The organism is Brevibacillus antibioticus (genome assembly GCF_005217615.1).
Taxonomy (GTDB): domain Bacteria; phylum Bacillota; class Bacilli; order Brevibacillales; family Brevibacillaceae; genus Brevibacillus; species Brevibacillus antibioticus.
In genome coordinates this window covers 474,880-497,045 of record NZ_SZNK01000001.1, presented here as the reverse complement: position 1 = coordinate 497,045, position 22,166 = coordinate 474,880, and the positions used below count along the sequence as shown (strand labels likewise).

General features: G+C 50.0%; 15 protein-coding genes. 5 read left to right on the top strand and 10 right to left on the bottom strand.

Annotated elements, in window-relative coordinates; genetic code table 11:
* Positions 1–14: 14 nt before the first annotated feature.
* Entirely contained in the window at positions 15–1,772 is a 1,758-nt protein-coding gene (locus E8L90_RS02245) for an ABC transporter ATP-binding protein (RefSeq protein ID WP_137027818.1), read from the bottom strand.
* Positions 1,773–2,059: 287 nt separating this feature from the next.
* On the opposite strand from E8L90_RS02245, the gene acnA reads away from it, so the two are divergent.
* The 4 genes from acnA (at position 2,060) to E8L90_RS02225 (ending at position 8,288) form a co-directional block, all read left to right on the top strand.
* Positions 2,060–4,789 (top strand): aconitate hydratase AcnA, encoded by a 2,730-nt coding sequence (acnA, locus tag E8L90_RS02240; protein WP_137027817.1) that lies wholly within the window; start codon positions 2,060–2,062, stop codon positions 4,787–4,789.
* Between the two features lie 176 nt (positions 4,790–4,965).
* Positions 4,966–6,147 (top strand): alanine racemase, encoded by a 1,182-nt coding sequence (gene alr / locus E8L90_RS02235; RefSeq protein WP_137027816.1) that lies wholly within the window; start codon positions 4,966–4,968, stop codon positions 6,145–6,147.
* A 77-nt stretch (positions 6,148–6,224) separates the two neighbouring features.
* On the top strand, positions 6,225–7,817 hold the full coding sequence (locus tag E8L90_RS02230; protein ID WP_137027815.1) for an alkaline phosphatase family protein: 1,593 nt from the start codon (positions 6,225–6,227) through the stop codon (positions 7,815–7,817).
* 147 nt (positions 7,818–7,964) lie between these two features.
* Complete coding sequence (locus tag E8L90_RS02225) at positions 7,965–8,288, top strand: DUF3892 domain-containing protein (RefSeq protein WP_016742071.1); 324 nt, start codon at positions 7,965–7,967, stop codon at positions 8,286–8,288.
* 84 nt (positions 8,289–8,372) lie between these two features.
* Here E8L90_RS02225 and E8L90_RS02220 read toward each other — a convergent pair whose 3' ends face one another.
* On the bottom strand, positions 8,373–8,876 hold the full coding sequence (locus tag E8L90_RS02220; RefSeq protein WP_087346465.1) for a DUF4188 domain-containing protein: 504 nt from the start codon (positions 8,874–8,876) through the stop codon (positions 8,373–8,375).
* A gap of 9 nt (positions 8,877–8,885) precedes the next feature.
* Entirely contained in the window at positions 8,886–9,518 is a 633-nt protein-coding gene (locus tag E8L90_RS02215) for a TetR/AcrR family transcriptional regulator (protein WP_137027814.1), read from the bottom strand.
* Positions 9,519–9,700: 182 nt separating this feature from the next.
* On the opposite strand from E8L90_RS02215, the gene E8L90_RS02210 reads away from it, so the two are divergent.
* The gene (locus E8L90_RS02210; RefSeq protein WP_137027813.1) at positions 9,701–10,666 is read left to right on the top strand and encodes an NAD(P)-dependent alcohol dehydrogenase; all 966 of its coding nucleotides are present in this window, start codon (positions 9,701–9,703) and stop codon (positions 10,664–10,666) included.
* Between the two features lie 71 nt (positions 10,667–10,737).
* On the opposite strand, the gene E8L90_RS02205 is transcribed toward E8L90_RS02210, so the two are convergent.
* From E8L90_RS02205 to E8L90_RS02175, 7 genes are all read right to left on the bottom strand, one after another.
* A complete protein-coding gene (locus E8L90_RS02205; RefSeq protein WP_137027812.1) occupies positions 10,738–11,484 on the bottom strand; it encodes an IclR family transcriptional regulator in 747 nt (248 codons plus the stop codon).
* A gap of 187 nt (positions 11,485–11,671) precedes the next feature.
* On the bottom strand, positions 11,672–12,496 hold the full coding sequence (locus E8L90_RS02200) for an aldo/keto reductase (protein WP_137027811.1): 825 nt from the start codon (positions 12,494–12,496) through the stop codon (positions 11,672–11,674).
* 78 nt (positions 12,497–12,574) lie between these two features.
* Entirely contained in the window at positions 12,575–14,221 is a 1,647-nt protein-coding gene (locus E8L90_RS02195; protein WP_244297138.1) for a hypothetical protein, read from the bottom strand.
* Positions 14,222–14,248: 27 nt separating this feature from the next.
* Positions 14,249–16,348 (bottom strand): phage tail protein I, encoded by a 2,100-nt coding sequence (locus E8L90_RS02190; RefSeq protein WP_244297485.1) that lies wholly within the window; start codon positions 16,346–16,348, stop codon positions 14,249–14,251.
* A gap of 33 nt (positions 16,349–16,381) precedes the next feature.
* The gene (locus E8L90_RS02185) at positions 16,382–18,625 is read right to left on the bottom strand and encodes a putative baseplate assembly protein (protein WP_137027808.1); all 2,244 of its coding nucleotides are present in this window, start codon (positions 18,623–18,625) and stop codon (positions 16,382–16,384) included.
* Between the two features lie 17 nt (positions 18,626–18,642).
* Positions 18,643–21,717, bottom strand: coding sequence for a putative baseplate assembly protein (locus E8L90_RS02180; protein WP_137027807.1), 3,075 nt, complete (start codon positions 21,715–21,717; stop codon positions 18,643–18,645).
* Between the two features lie 46 nt (positions 21,718–21,763).
* Entirely contained in the window at positions 21,764–22,165 is a 402-nt protein-coding gene (locus E8L90_RS02175) for a GPW/gp25 family protein (RefSeq protein ID WP_137027806.1), read from the bottom strand.
* Between the last annotated feature and the right edge of the window lies 1 nt (position 22,166).

Here is a 22,166-nt window from a genome sequence, read left to right as displayed (position 1 = left end):
ATCGTGGTCACATTCTACACCCTCTCTTTTACGAGCAATTGCTGACTAGCCAATTCCCGGTACATCTCATGGGTTTGAAAAAGCTCTTCATGCGTACCCATGCCTGTGATTTTTCCCTTTTCCAAAAAGATGATTTGATCTGCTTCCACCACAGTCGACAAGCGATGGGCAATCACAAGGGTGGTACGTCCCTTCATCAAATTTTGCAACGCCTTCTGGACGATCATCTCGGAATTGCTGTCCAAACTAGAGGTCGCTTCATCCAGCATCAAGATTTGCGGATCGCGAAGCAGTGCACGGGCAATGCCGATTCGTTGGCGCTGTCCGCCCGATAGCTTCATGCCTCGCTCCCCTACTTCTGTCTCACAGCCATTCGGCAATTCCTCAATAAATTGATCCGCATAGGCCATTTTTGCCGCTTCCTTCAGCTCCTCGTCGCTAATCGTCCGTGAAATCCCGTAGCAAATATTTTCTCGGATGGTTCCGGCGATCAATGGACTTTCCTGGGACACGTAGCCGATTTGACTTCTCCATGACTTCAAGGAAAAATCCGTGATAGGATCATTGCCCAGCCTGATTTCTCCACTGATTGGCTGGTAGTACCTTTCAATCAAGGAAAACAACGTCGTCTTGCCGCTGCCGCTCGGTCCGACAATCGCATTTACTTTTCCGGCGCCAATCGTAAAGCTGACATCATCGAGAATCTTTTCCCCGTTCTCATAAGCGAAGCTCACATGGCTCAAATGGATGGGCAGTCCTGCGTTTTCAAGCGTCCGTCCTGTGAGAAGATCTTCCTCTTCAGCGTCCAGAGTCGATATGATTCTTTCGGTTGCCCCCATGGCTTTTTGCAAGGAGGTGAAAAACTGTGTGAATTGCCCCAGTGGTATGACAATTTGCACCAGATACAAAATAAACGCGACCAGCTCACCAGCTGTCAATGCTCCCATGGACACCCGCATGCCACCATAGCCGATCACAACCACGAGCAGGACCATCAGGATAAAGGACATTAACGGTCCAATGACGGCTTGGACTCTTCCTTCTCTCAGTCCGAATCGGAACAAATTTCCGATTGCCTTTGTTCCCATTCCCAGTTCGTGGGTTTCGGCATTAGAAGATTTGACGAGCCGCATCTCTTGGAGCACTTGATTCATAATGGTTGTAAAGCTGGCAGTCTCATTTTGCAGACCTTTCGAAATTTTGTACATCTGACTGCCGAGCGGTATGAGAATCCCAATGCACAGCGGCACAGCAACGAGCATGGTTAATGTCATTTGCCAATCGAGGTAGAGCAAGGTCACCACAGAACCAACAATCGTGATCAATCCTGTGAAAAAGCTCGACAGGTGCTCCGTAATCAGGCTTTTCACAACGCCAGTATCGTTGGTCATTCGACTGATCGTATCACCTGTCCGGTTGTTATCATAATAAGAGATCGGCAGGACGAGCAGTTTTTTCCATAGTCGTTCACGGAGTGAGGCCACCACACTCTCGCCGACATGATTTAATAAGTAGATGGATAACCCGCCTGCAATGGCTTGTGCGACAAAGGCAACGATCAATAGAATGATTTGTGGTGTGGTGATCGTAGACAGGGAAAAACCGTCCACCAAATCCTTCGTAAACAGTGGAATCACTAAGCTCACCAGTGTGGTGGCGATGCTCATGAACAATGCGACACCGATTTTTAGCTTGGATGGCTTTGTTCCCCTTATTAATCGAAAAAAAGGCCGCCAGTTTCCCCATTTCGCTACGCGATTGGTTTGTTCCATTCGTTGATTTCTCCCCTTTTTCCTCCTCATTTTCACTTACAAGTGATAAGATACTGCATGAATGTAAACGAAATATAAACGGGATAATATTGAAGTGCGTGCAATTATCTTCTTTCTAATAAGAAGACGTTTCTGATCCAATTTTCTTTACCTGTGATTTTTGTATATAAATGATGAATTTGGGGTAGAAGCCGGGAAACAAATCGTATATAATAGGTTCGTAATGAAGAAACGAAACAACGTTTCACCAGATGAAACTCCAAGATATTATAGGGAGGTTGTATACATTGGCTAACAAAGATGCTTACAAAGTAAAGTCATCCCTGCAAGTAGGCGACAAGTCTTTTGCTTACTATCGCCTGCAAGGGTTGGAAGAACAAGGATTGGGCGATGTTTCCAAACTGCCGTTCTCCATTAAAGTTCTGCTCGAGGCTGCTGTACGTCAGTTCGACGGCCGTGCGATCACCAAAGAACACGTACAACAATTGGCGACCTGGACAAAAGGCCGCGACGAAAACCAAGAAGTACCTCTCATGCCAGCTCGTATCGTTCTGCAAGACTTCACCGGTGTACCGGCTGTAGTTGACTTGGCAGCGATGCGCATCGCGATGAAGCGCGCTGGTGGAGATCCAAAACGAATCAACCCATTGGTTCCAGTTGACCTCGTTATCGACCACTCCGTCATGGTTGACGATTTCGGTAACGCGTCCGCTCTGGACAACAACATGAAATTGGAATTCGAACGCAACCAAGAGCGCTACCGCTTCCTGCGTTGGGCACAAACTGCGTTTGACAACTTCCGTGCGGTTCCTCCAGCTACTGGTATCGTTCACCAAGTAAACTTGGAGTACCTCGCAACTGTAATCGCTACTCGTGAAGTAGATGGCGAATTGGTTGCTTTCCCTGACTCTCTCGTAGGTACTGACTCCCACACCACTATGATCAACGGTCTTGGTGTTCTTGGATGGGGTGTTGGTGGTATCGAGGCAGAAGCAGGAATGCTCGGCCAACCTCTGTATTTCGTAACGCCAGAAGTAGTTGGTTTCAAACTGACTGGCACACTGAATGCTGGTGCAACTGCAACTGACCTCGCTCTGACTGTTACGCAAATGCTGCGTAAAAAAGGCGTTGTAGGTAAATTCGTGGAGTTCTACGGACCAGGCCTGTCCAACATCTCGCTGGCTGACCGCGCTACCGTAGCTAACATGGCACCTGAGTACGGCGCTACAATGGGCTTCTTCCCAGTAGATGCTGAAACACTCAACTACATGCGTCAAACCGGTCGTGAAGAAGACCTCATCTCCTTGGTTGAAACTTACACCAAAGCACAAGGCCTCTTCCGTACTGACGAGACTGTTGACCCAGTATTCTCCGAAACATTGGAACTGGATCTGTCCACTGTCGTACCTAGCTTGGCTGGTCCAAAACGTCCTCAAGACCGCGTAGAGCTGACATCTATGAAGGAATCCTTCAATAACAGCCTTCGTACGCCGATCGAAAAAGGCGGATTTGGTCTCTCTGAAGAGAAAATCGCAGCTAGCGCACCAGTTGCTTATCCAAATGGTGAAAAAGCTACGCTGAAAACAGGTGCGGTTGTAATCGCAGCGATCACTTCCTGTACCAATACATCAAATCCTAGCGTAATGCTGGGTGCTGGTATCCTGGCGAAAAAAGCTGTGGAAAAAGGCCTGAAAAAGCCTGCTTTCGTAAAAAGCTCCCTGGCTCCAGGTTCCCGCGTAGTTACGCAATACCTGACTGACGCTGGTCTGATCGACTCCTTGGATGCTATCGGATTCAACGTAGTAGGTTATGGTTGCACCACTTGCATCGGTAACTCCGGTCCATTGCCAGAGGAAACCAGCAAAGCTATCGCAGACGAAGATCTGACAGTTGCAGCGGTACTCTCCGGTAACCGTAACTTCGAAGGTCGTATCCATGCACAGGTAAAAGCGAACTACCTCGCTTCTCCTCCATTGGTTATCGCCTACGCACTGGCAGGTACTGTAGATATCGACCTGACAACAGAGCCTATCGGTACTGGCAAAGACGGTCAACCTGTATTCTTGAAAGACATCTGGCCTTCTCCACAAGAGATCGCAGCTGCAATGGACAAAGCGATGAATCCTGCTCTGTTCCGCGCTGAGTACGGCCAAGTGTTCACGCAAAACGAAGCTTGGAACAAAATCGACGTTCCAACTGGCGACCTGTACGAGTGGGATGAAAAATCCACGTACATCCAAGAACCGCCATTCTTCCAAAACCTGGCTGGAGAAATCGCGAAAATCGCAGACATCAAAGCAGCGAACACGATCGCACTGTTCGGTGATTCTGTGACTACTGACCATATCTCCCCAGCGGGTAACATCTCGCCAACTAGCCCAGCAGGTCTGTATCTGCAAGCAAACGGCGTAGAACGCAAAGACTTCAACTCCTACGGTGCTCGTCGTGGTAGCCACGATGTAATGATGCGCGGTACATTTGCCAACATCCGTATCCGCAACCAAGTAGCTCCTGGAACTGAAGGCGGCGTAACCAAATACTTGCCAACTGACGAAGTAATGTCCATCTACGATGCTTCCATGAAGTATCAAGCAGACGGTACTCCACTCGTTGTACTAGCTGGTAAAGAGTACGGTACTGGTTCTTCCCGTGACTGGGCAGCAAAAGGTACATTCCTCTTGGGTATCAAAGCGGTTATCGCTGAGAGCTTTGAGCGTATCCACCGTGCTAACCTGGTTGGTATGGGCGTTCTGCCTCTGCAATTCGCTGGTGACCAAGGCTGGAAGTCCCTGGGCATCGACGGTACTGAGTCCTTCAACATTGTGGGTCTCTCCGATGATGTTCAACCTGGCCAACGCGTAAAAGTAGAAGCTACTAAGAAAGACGGCAGCACCTTCGAATTCGAAGCAATCGTGCGCCTCGATTCCATGGTAGACGTAGACTACTACCGCAATGGTGGTATTCTGCAAACGGTTCTGCGTCAATTGCTGGATGAAGGCAAACCAGTAAACGCGTAAGCAAACGAATAAAAAATAAGTTCGTATCAGCACCCACCCAACAAAAAGGGCAGACTCCGAGTATTCGGCAGTCTGCTCTTTTTACGTTTCCTTCCTGATAGGCCACGCTTAAGTGGAAGATGCGGTGAATACGCATGAAAGAGGGATTGTTTCCCAGAAAAAGGGAGGGATTCGGGATGGATCAGTTGTTTCGCGAAACCTGGATTGAGGTAAATCTCGATGCCATCAAGAAAAACATTCAGGCGATACGCCGACATATTCCTAAACAGACGAAAATCATGGCGGTTGTAAAAGCAAATGCCTATGGCCATGGTTCTGTCGGAGTAGCACGCCATGCACTTGAGTACGGGGCTACTTCCCTCGCTGTCGCCATTCTGGAAGAAGGCATCGTCTTGCGAAAGGCGGGAATTGTAGCCCCTATTCTCGTGCTGGGATTCACGCCTCTTTCGCGTGTCAAAGAAGCGGTCGCCTGGAATATTGAGCTGTCTGCCTTCCAGACTGTTTGGATCAAAAAAGCCGATAAAATGGTCAAATCAACAGCTTTCTCAAATCGCCTAAACATCCATATCAACATCGATACAGGTATGGGACGTTTGGGCGTACGGACAAACTCTGCGTTGCTTTCAGTCGTGAAGGCCTTAACCTCCAGCTCTTCGCTTTCATGGACCGGAATCTTCACCCATTTTTCCACTGCGGATGAACCTGATCACACATTGACCAAAGCGCAATACGAGTTATTCGTTCAGTATCTTCGTTATCTGAAGGAACGAGGCTTCCAGCTTCCAACTGTACACATGTGCAACACCGCGGCTACCATTGCTTTTCCCGAATACAGCGCCGATATGATCCGCCTTGGAATCGGCATGTATGGGCTGTACCCATCCGCTTATATCCGCCAACTCAATCGCGTCAAGCTCGTTCCTGCTCTCAGCCTGAAATCGCGCTTTTCCTATGTGAAGACAATGCTGACGCCGCCGTTTACCATCAGTTATGGCGCTACATACATAGCAAAGCGCGGAGAGGTCCTTGGGACGGTTCCAATCGGTTATGCCGACGGATATTCGCGCGCTCTCTCTAATCGGGGATTTGTTCTGTATCGAGGCAGACGGTTGCCGATCGCAGGGCGAGTGACAATGGATCAAATGATGGTCAGCTTGGGAGAAGGCAGTGGAAAGCAAGGCGATGAAGTCGTGATTTACGGCAAGCAAGGAAACCGCGAGATTCCTGTCGATGAGATTGCCGAAATGCTCGGAACGATCAACTATGAAGTCGTTGCCACCCTCAGTAATCGTATCCCGCGTCTCTTTTTGGAAAAAGGAGTGGTTGTAGAGATCTCTCATCTGTTGCCAGAAGGGTAAATGAAGCAGGCTTGGAGAATAATTTTTCCGCGAAAACAAAAAATAGGGAAAACGAATTCGCGGAAAGGAATGGAAACATGAAGTCGCGATTCACATACGCCATCCCTCTCCTGTTGGCGCTGAGTCTGGCTTTGATCAGCTGCAAGCCAGACTCAGCTTCCCAAATCCGTCAGCAAAGCCTTAAGGCTCAACCCTCAGCCCAGAGAAATGAATCACAAAAGCCTGTCCTGTTCATTCTCATTGATTCGTTAATGGACAAACCGTTGCAAGAAGCGATCCGGCAAGGCCGCGCTCCCGCTTTGGGGTATTTGCTTGCAAACGGGCGCTATTACCCGCAAGTTGTCAGTTCTTTTCCTACCATGTCGGTAACGATCGACAGCACCTTCCTTACAGGTACGTATGCCAATCAGCATCATGTACCGGGATTATCCTGGTTCAGCAACAAGGAAAAGCGGATGGTTTATTACGGGTATGGTCCCAAAGAAGGTCTGAAGATCGATCAGCCACAAGTGCTGCTAGATATCCTTCATCAACTAAACCTGGTCCAGCTCAACCCGCATACGAAGACCATCCATGAAGAATTGGCGGAAAAAGGCAAGGATACCGCTTCCATCAATGCGATTCTATGGCGAGGCAAAACGCCCCACACCTTACAAATCCCTCGTCTCATTGATTTCGGCACACGTTTGCCAAGTGAACTGAATGTGACCGGACCAAAATTGATGTCGTATGCAGCATTTGCCCAGCTTGATCCGAATCAAAAGCGTGAAAAGCGCATTTGGCGAAAATACGGGATGAACGATGAGTTTTCCGCGCAGGAGGCTGCCTATCTCATCGCCAACAAGAAGCTCCCCCCTCTTACCATCACCTACTTGCCGGAAAATGATATGGAAGTACATAAGAAGGGACCCGCTACGATCGAAGGGATTGAAAAAGCGGATAAAGCGCTTCAGACCGTACTCGATGCATTTGGCTCGTGGGACAAGGCAATCAAAGAAGCGCGGTGGATCGTCATGGGAGACAGTGGACAGACCCCTGTTCTGAATGATCGCAAGACCGCTACCATTGACTTGCGCAGTTTATTGACCGACTATCGTATAGCCAAAATCAGTCAGCCTGTCACCCATACTGACCAAGTCGTGATTTCGCCCAATGAACGGATGGCTTATATTTATGCCTTGGACTCGAGTATTCCGTTATCCGATATCGTAAGTCGTTTGCAGCGTGAACCGAAGCTGGACATCATTGCGCGTAAGGAAAACCAAAAGATTATCGTATCAGCAGGTAAGATCAACCGACAGTTTTCCTACCAACCAAACGGTCCCTTTACCGATCCATATGGTCAAACATGGACCTTCAGCGGTGATCCGCGTCTGCTCGATTTGACCATTACCAAGAACCGGATCACGTATGGGAAATATCCGGACGCTTTGGCGAGGCTCTACGGCGCGATGAATTCGCATGAAGGCAGATATGTGGTCGTTACTGTTCAGCCTGGGCATGAGCTCATCACCGAAAGCTCTCCCACTCATATCGGCGGAGCGGCACACGGTTCCTTGCACGAGGTAGACTCACTCGTTCCCCTGCTGGTAACCGGGACAACGACGGGGCCCAAAACTTTGCGTATCGTCGACTTGAAAGACTGGCTGCTGCGCCTGACAACCGAGTGAGGCAACTTTTAGAGAAAGGGCGGGTTTCGGTGCGGATAGCAGCGACCTTACTTCCTCTAAGTGCACAGCGAGCATAGTTCCCGAAAACCACAACGAATACATGTTCTCCTCCATTTTAGGCACCCTACTGATGAGGAGGGATGATACATGGATCAACGAAACTTTGAACAAATTTATGAATCGTACAAAAATGCCGGAGAACAACAAGCGATCCAGGAAAATGAAGATAACAGTCCGCTGACGAATACCGGAAAAGAGCAAATCGTGGCCGTCAGGAAAAACGAAGATGGAGACTTGATCGCCTTTAAAACAGACACAGGCCGCGAGCTCGACTATATCACCGCACTCAACGATGCAAAGGCTGGCAAGCTGGCTCATGTAGACGTATTTCACAAGTATGGCAGAGACATTCTGCGGAGTGAGCCAGATGGAATCAAGGAAAACAATTTGGATCGTCTGCCTGACTTTTGACATCAAAAAGGTCGCCCACAGCAAAATCGGGGCGACCTTGTGCTTGTTTGCGACAGAATGTAATTGCTTCCGAGGTATCTTCTCTTATTGAGTAGGAGTAGGAAGGGCTGGCTCGTTCTCACCGCCCAAACGTCGGCGTGCCGTCTCCCTTTTTCCCACAGCCGGTAGATGCTCACCCGCCTTCGCCAATCCCCAGACAGGCATATTTCCGTATAGGCATTCGTATTTTCCTGCATCGACCAAGTACGTCTCGTGAAAGATCCCAACCGTTCCATCCGTTCCTACCGCTTGGTTGAACTTCCTCCACGCGCTCAGATGATTGTGGTTTTTTCTCGCGTAATTTTCCAGATGCTCATAGGATCGCCAGTACTGGATCAGGGTGATTTCACGCAGATTAAAATGCGAAGTGTGCCCCAATAATCCGAGCTCCGGGTGCTGATACAACTCTCGCATCATGCCTCCCATCGCATTGGCTACTGGCATCCACTTGTGAACTGCAAGCATACGATTGATTCGCATCCCGATGATAAATACGACGAAAGATCCTTCCATTTGTGCTGTAAAACGCCCCGGAACTACTTTTGCCATCCGACTCCCCTACCTTATCAGTGATTTGAGATGCAGCTCGTAACACGCCATATAATCAGACACATGAAACAAATGTGCCGTTAGATAGGCTCCGTAAAACATCGAGAATAGCAAAATAACGGCTTCCTCCTCCGACAGGTGAAGAGCCAGCTGACCATCCTCGGCTGCTTCTTGCACGCACTTTCGGAACAGTTGATGTAGATCAGTAGCTCTAATGGCTTCTCTTTCCTCATGTGCGGGGAAGCGCAAATGCAATTCGGCATCAGATAGAAGCGGGACACTCGGGTGCATTTTTTGCTCGGCTAAAAAGCTGATAAGGCTAAGCATGATCCCCGGCTGCTTCACACCATCGCTCGTAACCTTGGCAAAAATATGCCGCACCGCCTCCCAGCCTCTTTTGTCAGTACTCTGCAGCTCAATGAAACACTCTGCTTGCCAAATGCTCATGTAATAAACCAAGAGCTCTTCCTTTTGCGGGAAAAATTTAAAGAATGTGACCTTCGACACCTCTGCTCGTTCGCAAATGTCATCCACCAGTACATCTCGGAAGCTCCCGTCGCCTATTAGCTCCAAGGCAGCGTCCAGAAGGGCGAATTTGGTTTTTGCTTTCTTTTTCTCACGTAGGGTTAATGCTTCTGCCATCTTGGACTCCTTTTTCCATATTTCTACTTTCGATTATCTTAGTATATAAATTAACTTTAGTAAAGTTTTTTATTCGAGTAACTAAAAATCAGCACTCTCATTCAAAAAATAAAAATAGAACTTTAATCAAATCACCCCGTATAAAATAGGAAAACAGCCAAGGCTAATTGGAGGGCGAAGAGATGAAAGCAATCGTATACGAGCAATACGGGCCGCCAAATGTCCTGCAGCTTCGAGAGGTCACCAAGCCTGTACCAAAGGACGACGAGGTATTAATCAAAGTCTATGCTGCAACTGCCGCAGCGGGGGATTGGCGTTTACGCAAGGCAGATCCTTTCTTGGCACGTCTGTTCAATGGTCTGTGGAAACCGAGGAAAATCAAGATTCTCGGCTTCGAATTAGCCGGGGTGGTCGAATCAACAGGCAGTGGTGTTTCTAAGTTTAAGCCGGGGGATGCCGTCTATGCTGCGTGCGGAAACGGCTTCGGCGCGTATGCCGAATACAAATGCTTACCTGAGAACGGTTGTATCGCGCTGAAGCCTTCGAATTTGTCGTTTGAGGAAGCAGCTGCCGTTCCCGTCGGTGCCTATACGGCCTTGCAATTTCTCCGGAAGGGCACTATCCAGCGCGGCAGGCGCGTGCTCGTCTACGGCGCTTCTGGCAGCGTCGGGACGTATGCGGTGCAGCTCGCCAAGCATTTCGGTGCGGAAGTGACCGGAGTATGCAGCACATCGAATGTGGAACTGGTAAGATCGTTGGGGGCCGACCGAATCATCGATTATACAAAAGAGAACTTCGAGGACGACGGTACGGTCTACGATATCATTTTCGATACCGTCGGAAAGAGTCCGTTTCAGTCATGCGTCGAGCGACTGACACCGAACGGCTTCTACCTGCGTGCGGTTCATTTTAGTCCTCTGCCAATCGTTCGCGGGTTATGGACGAACATGACGAGCCGTAAGAAAGTGATTGGCGGAGCTACGAAGGAAAACGCGGAAGACTTGAGGTTTTTAAAGGAGCTGATCGAGGCTGGCAAACTGCGTCCCATCATCGATCGTATTTATCCGCTAGAGCAAGCAGCGGAGGCCCACTCCTATGTGGAGCTGGGGCATAAGAAAGGTAACGTGGTGTTAACCGTGCGACAATGAATACGTTGTGATCGTTCCAAAAATAAAGCCAATCCAAACACTTTCTGAGTGTGTTTGGATTGGCTTATTCGTTATTTCATCATTTTTCCCATGCGATAGGCTGCTTCCATGATGTAAGGTGCATATTGGCTCATTTTTTCAGGAGTCAGGCGGTTGGAAGGACCCGACGCCGCAATAGACGCTACCAATTGTCCGTTGCGGTTGAATATCGGGACGGCTACGGCTGCTGTCCCCAGCTCCCGTTCCTCCACGCTAGTCGCGAAGCCTTGCTTCCTGATTTGATCCAATTGCTCAATGAAAGACTCCTTGTTCACAAAGTCAGGCCAATTCGGATCGCTGATGACTTCCTGCAAAATGAATGGCTCCGCGTAGGCAACGAGTACCTTGCTGGATGCCCCCACCGCGAGTGGCATACGTGCTCCGATGGGCGCCACCCTGCGAATCGGCTGCTTGCTTTGAACTGCCTGTACGCGAATCCGCTCGTTTCCATCCCGCACGTACAGACTGACCGTTTCCTCCACCAGATCCCGCAATCGCTCCATCTCCGGTAGCAGTAATGTCGCTGGATCATCGTTTTGCGACAAATTGGCGGATAGCTCCCAAACCCGAAACCCAAGTCGATACTTCTCTGTCTGAACATCTCGTATCAGAAACCCTTTGTTCTCTAGCGTTGCCAGCAAACGATGCACGGTACTTTTATGCAAGGAGAGTCGACTCGCTATCTCGCTAAGGCCCAGATCCGTAGCGTCCGTAAAACAGAGCAGGATATCCAAAGCCCGATCGACTGCTCGAACGTTTGCTTTTTGTTCTTCTTCCATAAGTGTTTGACACCTGCTTCCTACTTTGTTCCGATCGTTTCATCTGATGAAACGAATATGCTACTTTTCAGTATACGAAAAAATAAAGCATAGTAAAGAGCGAATCCGAGGTCCGATCAAATCCAGGAATGAAAAAGGGGGTAGCCGACCTGCTGCGGCTCCCCTTTTTTGCGTTATCGTTGTCCGTTTAAAAATCAAAATGATCTGGGTCTGGCCCAAAACGCTTGTTGTCATTTAGGGCAGTGATTTTTTCTACATCCTCTGCGCAGAGGGTGAAGTCAAAAACATCTGCGTTCTGGCGAATCCGCTCTGGTGTGATCGACTTCGGAATCGTGACCACTTGGTTTTCCAAATCCCAGCGTAGCACAATTTGTGCAGGAGACTTGCCGTATTTTTGTCCCAATTCCACCAAGAGAGGGTGATCGAGATTGCCTTGCATCAACGGGCTCCATGCTTCTAGTTGAATATGGTGCTCTTTGCAATACGCATGCAATTCTTTTTGAGTAAGCAATGGATGATACTCGACTTGGTTGACAACCGGAATGATCTCGCTATGTTGGCGTAAATCCTCGAGGTGGTGGCTATGAAAATTACTGACGCCAATCGAACGTACATATCCATCGCGGTACAGCTTTTCCAAGGCCCTCCATGTATCTACGTACTTGCCTTTTACGGGCCAGTGAATCAGGTACAAATCCAGCGTATCGATACCCAATTTTTTCATACTTTCATCAAAAGCCTTTAGCGTTGACTCGTAGCCTTGATCCGCATTCCACACCTTGGTCGTGATGAACAATTGATCGCGATCAATCCCGGCTTGCCGGATTCCTTCGCCTACGCCGGCTTCGTTACCGTAGATCGCTGCCGTGTCTATACTGCGATAGCCCGCCTCAATCGCGGAACGGACGGCCAACGTTTCGTTTCCGTCTTTTGCCTTCCAGACACCCAGACCTAACCAGGGCATCTTCACCCCGTTGTTCAAAACGGAATGATCTGTGATAGGTGTTGCCATTGGATCTCCTCCCGTCTAACGCTGATATGTACTTACATTAAGAAAGTGTAGCATAAATACACAATGAAGCAAACCTTGCTACTCTTGTAAATCTTGATGCACCACGTCCTCTATCCCAGCAGCCAGCGGTTTGATCGCCCACCACCTGATCCTTACCCGATCTGTCTGAACAGGTCCCTTCACCTGGACGCCGATCCGAAACGTTCCTTTTTGCGGATAAACGATGACCCCTACGGCAAAATGTGCTGCATCTGTCGCATACTCCGAATCATCAAAAACACTGCTATGCCCGTACATCACTTGCTCATGTTGGGAAAGCAGCTCATCGATCACATCTGCATGAAAATCCTCGATACCTGCACTGACATACACGTTCCCTTTTCCGAGGGAGTGCGTGAGCTCCTCAGAAAAATAGCGATTGCCGATCTTGACCCCAAACGGCCAGTTGGACGAATATGGCTCAATCGGTATTTCCACCAAGCCCGTGGCTACTTGTTCATTTGCCTTTCCAGACCGGGGCAGACCAAGCTCAAACCGGTAGACGGACGCCAGATTATCGTAGCTCACATCAAACTGCGGCTTATCGCCTGCTGCGATTTCTTTCACACGCGTGGTCACCCGAAAGGAATCCGCATGGGACCCTTGCTCGACTGGCTTTCCCTTCTGCGCACGCAACGCAAGCTTTTGCAAAAGCGCTGGTGTATACACGTACTCACCAAATGGCACGGGAACGACCTTCTCAATCACATAAGTCGCATTCATTTGCAGCAAGCATACTTTTGCCAAATAAAGAAAAGGCTGTTCGTTCGCATGTGTCACCTGATCCAGCTTGCGACTGTAGTAATCGGACACAAGCCGCTCTTCTAGATCATCTGGCGTGATTTCGATTCTCCCTACAGAGACGAGATCGGTATGTACCAAGCGATCCCCGAGTCGAACCTCTGCCTTTCCACCCAGCACCCCCAGCTCTACCATACCGCGATCCCAGCCAGCTTTGATCGGAATGGAGACAACGTAATCGGTCTCTTTCGCGTCAACAGGCTCTAAGAAGGAGACGCTACCATCGCTGCTTTCCAAGACTGTCAGCCCTGGCGCATCCAGCTTATAGTGGAATTGAACGCGTGAGGTTTGTACCGTCTTCTCAATGTGCAACTGCATGAAAAACACTTCACCTGGATTGACATATCGCGGAGTCGCCTGCCAAATCCGCACCTGTGGATCTGCATAGAGCAGCACTCTTTGCTCTACTAGTTGCACCCCTTCGATGGAAGCAGGATGTGGTGCCTCCTCTTTTATAAAAAGCCGATATCCTTCTGCCACTCGGTTGTATTCAGCCATTTCCTGCTCGACGGTTTCGGAGACGGAGAAAACCTGTTCTTTGCCTTTTTCATCATAGGCCAAGCAGACGTACACATTTTTTGCGTAATCGTTGTTGCTAAAGCCTTCCATTATGGACAACTTCAGCTTCACCGGTTCAGGAAGCACGATTTCCCTCCCGAGATAATCGAGAGCGACTCCAGCTTCGACCGATATCTGCTTTTCGTCCACAGCGATCACCTGCAAACCGCATACCACTCCACCCCCGTGAAGCAACCGATTGGTGAGTCGACGTTTGTCATTGAAATAGCGCTGTTCTGATTCGAAATCTCTGACGGTCAACAGCTTCCCTTTGAAATACACATTCCGTTCATGTGGAAAATAACGCAGATTCTTCAACTCGAACACCTCACTTTGCGTAAAAATCTCGGCTTCTTACTCCAGCTCTGCATCCAGGCCAATCCTCGTGTCATAATCGATTCGTCTGCTGCGATCCTTCCCGCTTAGCACCGTGTTGTATGGCATGGATAAATTTTGATCAAGCGTAAGGAACGACGGCTCTGTCAAATAAGAATTAATCCCCACGTAGCTATGGAAATCGGCGTAGATGCCCGGGCGCAGAACGATGAGCTTCGCCTCTGTAAAAGCAGGCTTTTGATCTTCCAAAATCCTTTGCAGAACCGACTGCTCCCGCTCCGTTTTCGCGCATTCCTGTGAAACGATCAGGCAAAATTGATACGGATGATCCATGTACAAGGAAGAGATCAGCTCGTGCAGCTCCGGAATCGCCTTCATGTCTCTAATCTGGAAATACTCCACGATCATCGGACGCTCCCCGGTATACAGCTCTACCATCTTTTCCAATCCCGCACGAGTGCCCCGCTCTGCGTACAGCTCTGGTGCGCGACGAATCAGCTCTCGGCGCTGTGCCTCCGTCCAATGCTCTTCCCTGCCCATCCCTAACCAGGTAGCGAGCCAAGGGACGAACTCTCCAGGTGTCGTATCAGGATCGAACAAACGTGAGATGGTATCAATCTGTTCCTCCAGCTCCAAGTAAAACGTCCCGAAAAGAGCGAGAAAGCGCTCCAAAAAGTCAGCACTGGCAGGATCGCTTTGATAAGTCGCTGGTAAATAACGCAAAAATGTGTCGCGCGGCGAGTATATCCGCATTTTCCTGAGTAATGGGGAGTGGCAGTCAGTTCCGAGCCATTCGATTTTGAGCCATAAATAGCGGCCTTTTACGGAATGAAATAGCGCATCTGAGGCGTTGATTACCGGCTCCGACCATAGATTAGCCGTCCTTTGCAGCTTGGTTTTCCAGTCCATGTCGGGTGCCAGCAAAAAATCATCCAGGTTGTGTACGGCTCCATGAATCACATGCTCTTTCCGATCAGACGAAAACGTCGAGATGAGTAATTGCGTTTCCTCTGGTATGTCTGCATCCAGCTTGAATTTATGCCACATCGTTTCAAATTCCGCGCTATCCAATGCCCGAGAGAAGTAGATGCCCATCGGTATTCCGGTCGCATCCAGGTTGGACGTCCGCGAGACGATCTTTAACATGGTTAGAACATTTTTTTGTGCGTCCCAAACATACAGCCGTTGCTGCTTGTCAAAAACGATCTTGTCTGCCCGTCCGTGGTAGTTGGTTAATGGCGCAAGTGCTTCTCCCGTTGGTTGAAAACGCAAAATGAATCGGGTATGATCATGAGCTGAATCGATGGAACGACTATCACCCACGTAGAGAATGGGACCTGGACCCACTGCGAATCCCGCGGGTTTGGTGCCTGACGGGATCACTAGAGTGCACACATCGGAACCTTCCAAAGAGAACCGAAACACTTGATTCGTCTTTGCCAAAAATAGATAGGTCATGCCCGATTCGGCAACGGACAGGCGAAACAACCTCCTTCGCCTAATCTCACGAAGGGTAGCTGTCTCTGTTACTTTTAATTCGTCATGCGTGTATGTAGCGTCTATTTTACCTGCTCGATTCAGCCGAAGGACGACGACTTGTGTTCCCGCCGCGATTTCCTTCCGTTCGTTGTCTCGATCTACAACCACAGGTGTCGTGATGTAAAGACGTCCTTCTTCATCTAGCCCTGCATCCAAAGGAAAAAGCCGCTGTCCCTCCCCATCTTCCCATCCCCAAACGCACTGGCCGTTGGCTATGGAATACGCTCCGACTTTTCTCCTTGCTTCGGGGTCGATGATGAACACATATTCATCGTCAGCGACGAGAAACGAGTCTTTGGAAAACAACCCCCGTCCAGCGCGAAACACAGTCTCCTTGAAGTTATTGCTGTCATCGTAATGCGTGATATGCCCGCCCTCATCCAGCCAAAGCAAAGAGCCAACACGTGCCATGGCAAAATCCAAGAGTCGAGAGTGATGTGTCGTCCCAGCCTGATGCACATGATCGATCACATATTCGGGCGATTTGTTCAGCGCGATCCCCTCGTTGGAGACGTGAAGGTTATACCAGGCCCCCCGCTGCCAATCAGACGGATTGTTCAGGGAAAAGAACCGATTCATTGTATCCACGTCCACTCCTCCGTTTGTTCCCGTCTATCTTTCTCTTTCCACAACGAGCTCCAGAACATGCTCTCCTGAGTACACCAGCGCATGGCGCGGAATCTGTATATCGCCCCCTTCATCCCTGATGATGCCTGTGCCCTCTGCGGAAACCCACAAATCCGTCACGTACAGCACACCCTCTATCTGGTTTAACACCTCGTAGAGATCGCTTTTATAAACAGGCCGACCAAATTCCCAGCCTTTTCCTTGGTGAGTCGAAGGATGGTGTAGATCCAATGGAGTCAAATATCGCTGCAATGCTTGTAGCACCATCTGCTTTTTGTCAACAAACGCAGGCTCCACCACGATTGTCGCAAAAACGGTCACTTTGATATAGGCTGGAGCAGCCACATGGACTTCTGTCGTCAGCAGCCTTCGCTGTTCCAATTGGTGGCGAACGGTTCGCAGGAAGCCTTCACTTGGCAGTGGTGTCAGCTGGTCGCTGAATGGGACCATGACGACCGTCATTTGAGCGGCAGCGTTTTTCTCGGAAGCTTCCATTTCCCCTACTTTGTACAGGGGGATTGCCTTCGCGCGGGCTACTCGCAATCCGGGAGTCGATAACGCGATGACCTCATAATCTTCTGCTGTAACGGCCCGCTGCGGTTTTTTCCATTCCATTCTCATCCTGCGCTTGGCCTGATCAATCGTTTCGCGCTCGCTTCCCCCACTGGCTGGACGGGGATTCGTCACCTGTGCGGTGGTTCGCTGCCGGGCGAGCGGAAGGAATCGGGTAATTTGACCTCCCTGTACATTCCCCTTCGTCCCTTGTCCTGTCTGACAAGAGATGATCCGAATACCCGCCATGCCTTCCAATCTTTCGGGAATGGCTCCGTGCTCATTGTTGCCAAACGCAATTTCTGCCCCGTCCGCATCAGTCAGCATAAAATGGCGGTCTTGTGGTCCCGAACGGTCAAAATCAGTGACCAGCGACCAGTCTTCCCAAATAGGAAATGGACTGCCTTCGACCTGACGCGCCACCTGAATGACAAACGTTTCTGGCAAGATCGATTGGATATTCAGCCGAAACAATTGATGTGGCAATCCACTGCTTTCTCCAATGTATCGCTGCCCTGCAAAGTCACTCCGATAGGCGATAACCCGAATATTTCTGTGGCCCCGAGGGATTGCACTCCCAAACCGAAGCATCGTTGTGCCCTGTTCTGGGTCGCGCGAAACACGATACGAAAATACACCTGTTTCGGCTTGGTCTGGTTCATCTTGATCCCATCCACTTTGCCAATGTTGCCCCTTTTGGCATTGAACCTCCACAGTGCCTTCATACGATAGCGAGCTTGCAAGGACGACCATCTGATCCACTTGACCTGTTGCATCGAATTCCCACACCTGACTGAAGGTTTCGCGTTGGATGACGCTCACGGTGTTCAGCTCGATTTTTTCCATGCGAGGAGCCAATTCGAATCGACCCGCACGCAATGTCCCACAGAGCCAAAATCGAGGCCGATCATTGGCGGGATAAAACATCAGCGGCTTCATTGCCCCGTCAAGCTCGATCAGGACTCGTCCCGAGAAGGAGAGATTCATCGTTTCATCCGAGACTCGTGATAACGGGCTCCATCCCAATTCTTGCGTTCGTTCGTTTTGTCCATAGTACTCCCAAACGAGACTGGCCGATGGAACGAAAAGGGATGTGGGCGTAAGCGGGACAATTGGGACAGGATAGTCTTCAAACAGTCGCAATCCAATGGAGACTGCCTTCCCCACTGGCAACGGCCGATCAAACCCCAAGTAAATCTTGTTCCCTGTCTTCGGTTCCTGGCCAAATGCGTAGTAGGAAACACCGTTATGCGCATTGGATGAACTTACATCCGCCGTCCCGCTTTCTGTATGAACCAGCACACGCTCGAGGCTGGCCGGTACCAGAACAAGCGAATGTTCCGTCTCGAAAGGAAGATTCCCCGCAAATAATCTCGTCTTCTCCGGAAGAATCGCTTCTTCTGACACGTCGAAAAACGTTACATCCGTCGTCGCACACGACTGGTTCTTTGGGTGCACACCCATGAGCTGCAAAAATTTGCGTTCGTTCTTTTCTGTGATCCGATTGAGATAGTATTGCTGCATTTCCATCAACCACGCGAACATCTCCAAAAGCGTAATGCCCGGATCGTGATGACGGTGATCGCCCCACTCTGGCTGTAGCTTGGGGATCGCGTTTTTTGCTTGTTCTACCATCTCTTCAAAGTGGCGATCATCTAGATTCTTGGATGGAAGCATAGCGTACACTTCCTTTTTCAATGTTTGGGTGGGTAGGCAGCTTGTCCTTCGTGAACGCGGACGCTGATTCGATGCGCACCCTCTGTGACGATCCCATGTATGATCGTTTCGTATTCAGAAACGAGTAGTTCCTTTCGATGCCCATTTCCCGTCCGAAATACAGCCAAGGTCAGATGATCCACAAAGCGGACGCCCTTTACGGATTTCAACAAGGCAAACAAGAGCGACGGGTGCACACGTTGTCCTATTTCCCATCCCCCACCATGCAGATTTCCTGAAATTGGGTCAAGGAATTGTGCGAGCTTGCCGAGTGTCTCCAACTCCACCTCAACGATTTCCTCCAAAGATCCCACTGCCAGCTCTGCTGTCACCGCAATTTCCAAGTAGACAGGCTCCCTAACATGAATCCGCTCGGGGGAGGCTACCGTCGCTGCCGCATGTGTAAGCAAGTAGTTCGTGACAGAACGCCGAAGCTCCAGAAATTGTGTGCCAAAGCATCCCGCTGCGGGCAATACGATCACAGTGACATGCCCTGCTTCTTTTTGCAGGCGGCTGTTCCGATTCGGCAAACACTTCACTTTGGCTATCCCCGGCTGCGCTTCACGGACGAGCCATTCGAAATCCTCAGCCGTTACCGCTCGATAGCGATGCTTGATGGTCTGAGGACCGCGCTGCAAGGCTTCCGTCAGCATTTCCCGATCGCTTCCCCCAATCGCAGGCACCGGATTGCTGAGCGCTTGGACAAACGGAATCGATTGTTCCAGTTGATTCAATTGCCCGGCCGGAAGATTTCCTGCTGCTCCCCCTCCGACCTTATACGTCACCCTCACGGAACCGAGTCCGTTTTGTGGAAGCTCCCTACCGTGTCGACCATTGCCAAACAAAATTTTTCCCGTAGCACTCTCCAAGCAGTAATGGCGATCATCCGGGCCAGAATCATGCAGATGCTCTACTTGCTTCCACAGAACCCAGCATTTTTGCTCGTTCCCTTCAGAATCGTGGAGAATCTCCACCCGATTTTCTGGATGTTCCAGCCAGCTCTTTCGTTCACTAGGCAAAAAGAAGCCTGTTTCATCTACCCATACCTCTTCGCCCATGACGGGATGGCGGGTGAGTCTGTACTCAGCTTGTGGTCCCTCTGCTATCCGCTCTGCCATTTCATTGCGAATCGTCTCCTGCTGAATGGCTCGTATCGTATTCGGATAAAAGCCGCTTAGCACGGGATATCGTGCATCCGAAGCGCCTACTCCAAGACGATCGTCTACGTTAACGGCGCGAATCCAATAGCGCTCTCGCTCAAACAGTTTGCTTTTTTCCATATCAAAAGGACCAGCGAAACGGACGGTGCCACTTTCCGTAAAGCCAGCGGTCTGATCAATCGTTTGCAGCTTGGCCCAAGTCGTTGTTCCTTTATCTCCGCGCTTGTATTCCCATTGCACAACCGGAGCAGTCCCCGGGGATTCTTCCATGGGTAGAAAAGAAAAGTAGAAAGAGAGCGGTCCTTGTAATGGTGGGTGCTCAAAACCAAAGTAAACAACAGGATGCAAACATTCGGATGGCAAAAACGGCTGGAAGCTACCCTGATCATTGCCTGTACCGACAGGTCGCTGCCAATCCAAGTCGTTCTGTGTGAGAATCGCTTCCGGCTCATGCAGGGACTCTCGGTACGAGTAGGTCAGGCGCATGTCTTCCAGCCACGGGGCCATGTATACAGGATTCGGACCATATAAGCCCTCCACCTGAAGAATTCTGACACGAATCCAATAACCAAACTGGGATTGCACAGTTGTCGGCTGCAAATCATCTGGACACGAAAAGGCAATCACAATCACCTCATCTGAATCGGTTCCAGCAAACAGCTTCTCACAATCCTCTCCTGACAGGAGCACCATCCATCCGCTGCCATTCCAGTATTCCCATACCACCTTACTGACCGTGACGGGTGTCGTCGCAGGAGGGGCAAAGGAAGATTCCTTCATGATCCATTTCCATTTCGGTTCCGGTTGTGACAGATGCGTAGCGGGATAAGCCACCGTCTTCATCCGAAAACGAAGGGCAACCGTACTTCCCGGCTTCGTCAACGCCTCCTCACAGGACAAAAAAAACATGCCATACGGTGCGAGCTGCTCGCCAAATGCAAGGCAGCCACTCCCTGAAACCTGCACATCATTGGAAAAAAGCATGTCGGGTGCAAGGCCCTCCGGATCATCTGTTGGCAAATAATCCGTCTTCAGCTGGATTTGGGTTAGGGAGGTGCTCCCGCCATTTTTCATCCACTCATGAATCATGCCTGGCTTCACTCTACAGCGGAGCCAACGGTTTTCGATTCCTTGCACGTGACTAGACTCCCATTTTTTCCGCTGCGTTTTTTCCAAGCGCAGCCGATTTTGATCCGCCTCGATCTTGTCGAACAAAACCCATTCGCCCTCTGACAGATACGTCCACTCGACCAGTTCCGGATTCGTCAGCTTTTCTGTTAGCAGGGATTCCAGGTAGCGTTCCTGATCGGAAACCATCGTGAGCTGGATCGAAGCACTCTCCCCTAAACAAAACAAGTCCTCATGCCCCAAATACCAGCAATGCTCCTGCTGATTAGGCAAAACCTTGCAGTCAAAGAGAGGGAGCGGTGCATTTGTTCCAAGCCAACTCGTTGCATCTGTTAAAAAGTCTCGACTGCCATTGGAAAACAACAGGTCTGTTGGGAGAGAGGGGGTAGCCAGCATAGGCTGATCGGTTTCAAAAACCACTTCATCGCCAAGGGAAGACTGTCCCGAAACTTTTGTCCCTGCCGGAATCCACACTGGCTTCTGCACGCCTGTACTCAATTCAAATGTCAAAAAGGTTTCTGCTGGTCGTGCCTGAGCCATTCCGACACCGAGCATATTGAGAAAAGCGATAAAATTGCGTTCCGGCACTTGATTCAAGCGCTCACGATTATTCATTAGCATGTCTGCGAAAAGGAAAAATAAAGCCGTACCTGCATCAGGATCTTCTGGCGTAAAGCGCCACTCCGGTGTGTAGAAGGGCACCATTTCGCGCATTTTTCGGATGACTGCCTGCATATCCCGCGGATCGACCAAAGGTGGCTTCACATTACCCACCTCCCTTCCTTTTTTTCACGCGACTGTGATTCTTTCGCTATCCATGTGGACCGAGACGGTGAACTGGATACAACAGCTGATGTCCTTTGTTTGTCGCACGTACCGTATAACTGATCGTAACGTTCACCGTTTCGGAATGAGTCTTGTCGACCTTGGCCTCCACCTGCACATCCCGCACACGCGGTTCCCAGATCATGATCGCTTCTGCGATATCCGATTGGAGCAGAGCCAAACTCGTCCCGTCCGTGCCATCAAACATGAAGCCTTGCAATCTGCTCCCGAATTTCGGTCGCATCACACGTTCTCCCTTTGCTGTGGAAAGAATGATGCGAATGGCTTCTGCGATGTCATCCTCGTAGTCGGACAAACGAATACGGCCTGTAGCCTGGTCCACCTGAATAGGGAACTTCCATCCTTTTTCACCGAATGGCTGCCGCATG